This is a genomic window from Flavobacterium sp. GSP27 (assembly GCF_003970395.1).
GTDB lineage: Bacteria > Bacteroidota > Bacteroidia > Flavobacteriales > Flavobacteriaceae > Flavobacterium.
In genome coordinates this window covers 1-1,804 of the sequence record NZ_RYDP01000027.1, presented here as the reverse complement: position 1 = coordinate 1,804, position 1,804 = coordinate 1, and the positions used below count along the sequence as shown (strand labels likewise).

Here is a 1,804-nt window from a genome sequence, read left to right as displayed (position 1 = left end):
GCTGGTGCAGCATTAACTGGAGGAAACTTTTGGCAAGGCGCAGTTACGGGTTTAGTGGTTAGTGGACTCAATCATGCGATGCATAAAATGCAAGAAAGGTCTATGTTAGATAAAGCAATTACTAAAGCTGGTTTTGATCCAGATGATGTTGCACGATGGACGAATGAAGAACTTACTACTAATATGGCTAAAATATTTCCTGATTTATATGAGTCTGCAAATTGCCCAAGTTTTGAAATACAAGATGTCATAGGTGGAAAAGATAATATTTATGGTCAAGCTCAAAAAACTATAACTGGAAGTCAAGGTAATTATAAAGTTGTTTCAAAAGGCTTGATTTATATAAAAAAATTAGCTTTAAATAGCGTTAGACACGCTGCAAGTGTTGCAGGTCACGAATTAAATCACGTTGCAGATTATGTTAGTGGTAGTTATGCTGGTTGGCTTAATAAATATAATAATAATGCTCATTCAGAGGTTAAAGCATATGGATGGGAACAAAGTATGGGTTCTCCTTATTTTAATAGTCAGATGTACAATCATTTTTTAAGTCTAACCAAATAAAACTAAGGAATATGAAAAAGATAGTTATTATTTTATTACTGGCATCAAATGTTTTGTTTAGTCAAAATCAAATGGGAGATATTCAAAAAAAATATTACACATTTTGTCATAATGATTTAGCTCATCTTGAGAAAATAGAAGCATATCCTAATTTTCAAGTAGAAGATTTATGTTCAATAAAATCCTGTTTTAGAAGTATTAGCTATGAAGAAATAAATAAAGTAATTTACAAAAGATTAACGGAACTTGCGATTAAAAATTTTAATGACGGAACATTACTTTATCTAATAGATGGTAAAAAAAGTGTAGAATGTGCTGACAAAAAGAATTTAAATATAAATGATGATAATGGTTTTATATACGTCAGTATAGATGATTTTATCAATGCAAAAGAAATAACTGTTGCTAAAGAGCTTTATAATAATGAGACAAAAAAACTCCTCAAAAACAAAAAGTAGTTCAAAGAAAAGCAGATAAAATAAGAAAACCCAGCGAATGCTGGGTTTTCTTATTTTACATCGTAAAGCACATTTTGAAGAGCGTCTTTGAGTTTTCTTTTACCAATAAAGGCATCAAGCATAATATAAATAGTTTGTTTTTCTTCTTCGTTTAAACTTTCCATAAGCGATACTTTTTCCATAATCGACTTATCAAAAGAGTTTATTTCTTTGAGTTCTTCGGTAGAAGCAAATAAATCAGATAAAGAAACGCCCATAGCATTTGCAATGCGTTCTAGAGTTGCAACAGAAGGGTCAGTTTTTCCATTTTCAATACGGCTATATTGTGCTTTGTCAATACTTGCCCCTGCTAGTCCAAGCAGAAATTAATAGAAAGGCTAGCGCGATGCCTCTGGCTCGTGCCCAGAAGCGCTATCAGACAAAACAAAATTAAACTACATCCTTAAATAAGTTGTAGTTTTTTGTTTTAGGTAGAATACAAATTGGCGTTGGGTGGCAATAGAACGCCGTCATTTTGATGCTTGGGGAAATTTAGCTAAATTGCAACAAAATGGAGTAGCTATAGCTTTACCAACAGATGGTACTAGCGCGCGACTAATGATGATGGACAGAGGCTACACCAGCCACGAGCATTTAGCAGAAGTTGGATTGATACACATGAACGGTCGTTTATATGATCCTGTTTTACGTTCTTTTTTAATGCCAGATAATTTTATCCAGCAACCGGAGAATACCCAAAACTACAACCGCTATGCGTATGTGTTGAACAACCCACTAATGTA

The 1,804-nt window shown here is 33.2% G+C and carries 2 protein-coding genes and 2 pseudogenes; 3 read left to right on the top strand and 1 reads right to left on the bottom strand.

Translation table 11 applies throughout. The annotated features are described in order from the left end of the window. Positions 1-564, top strand: a pseudogene (locus tag EKM05_RS14455) (hypothetical protein); the annotation flags it as partial. A gap of 11 nt (positions 565-575) precedes the next feature. Further along, complete coding sequence (locus tag EKM05_RS14290) at positions 576-1,022, top strand: hypothetical protein (protein ID WP_126556374.1); 447 nt, start codon at positions 576-578, stop codon at positions 1,020-1,022. 50 nt (positions 1,023-1,072) lie between these two features. On the opposite strand, the gene EKM05_RS14515 is transcribed toward EKM05_RS14290, so the two are convergent. Further along, positions 1,073-1,360 (bottom strand): helix-turn-helix domain-containing protein, encoded by a 288-nt coding sequence (locus EKM05_RS14515; protein ID WP_255416257.1) that lies wholly within the window; start codon positions 1,358-1,360, stop codon positions 1,073-1,075. Positions 1,361-1,520: 160 nt separating this feature from the next. Here EKM05_RS14515 and EKM05_RS14280 point away from each other — a divergent pair. Beyond that, a pseudogene (locus EKM05_RS14280) lies at positions 1,521-1,804 on the top strand (RHS repeat domain-containing protein); the annotation flags it as partial.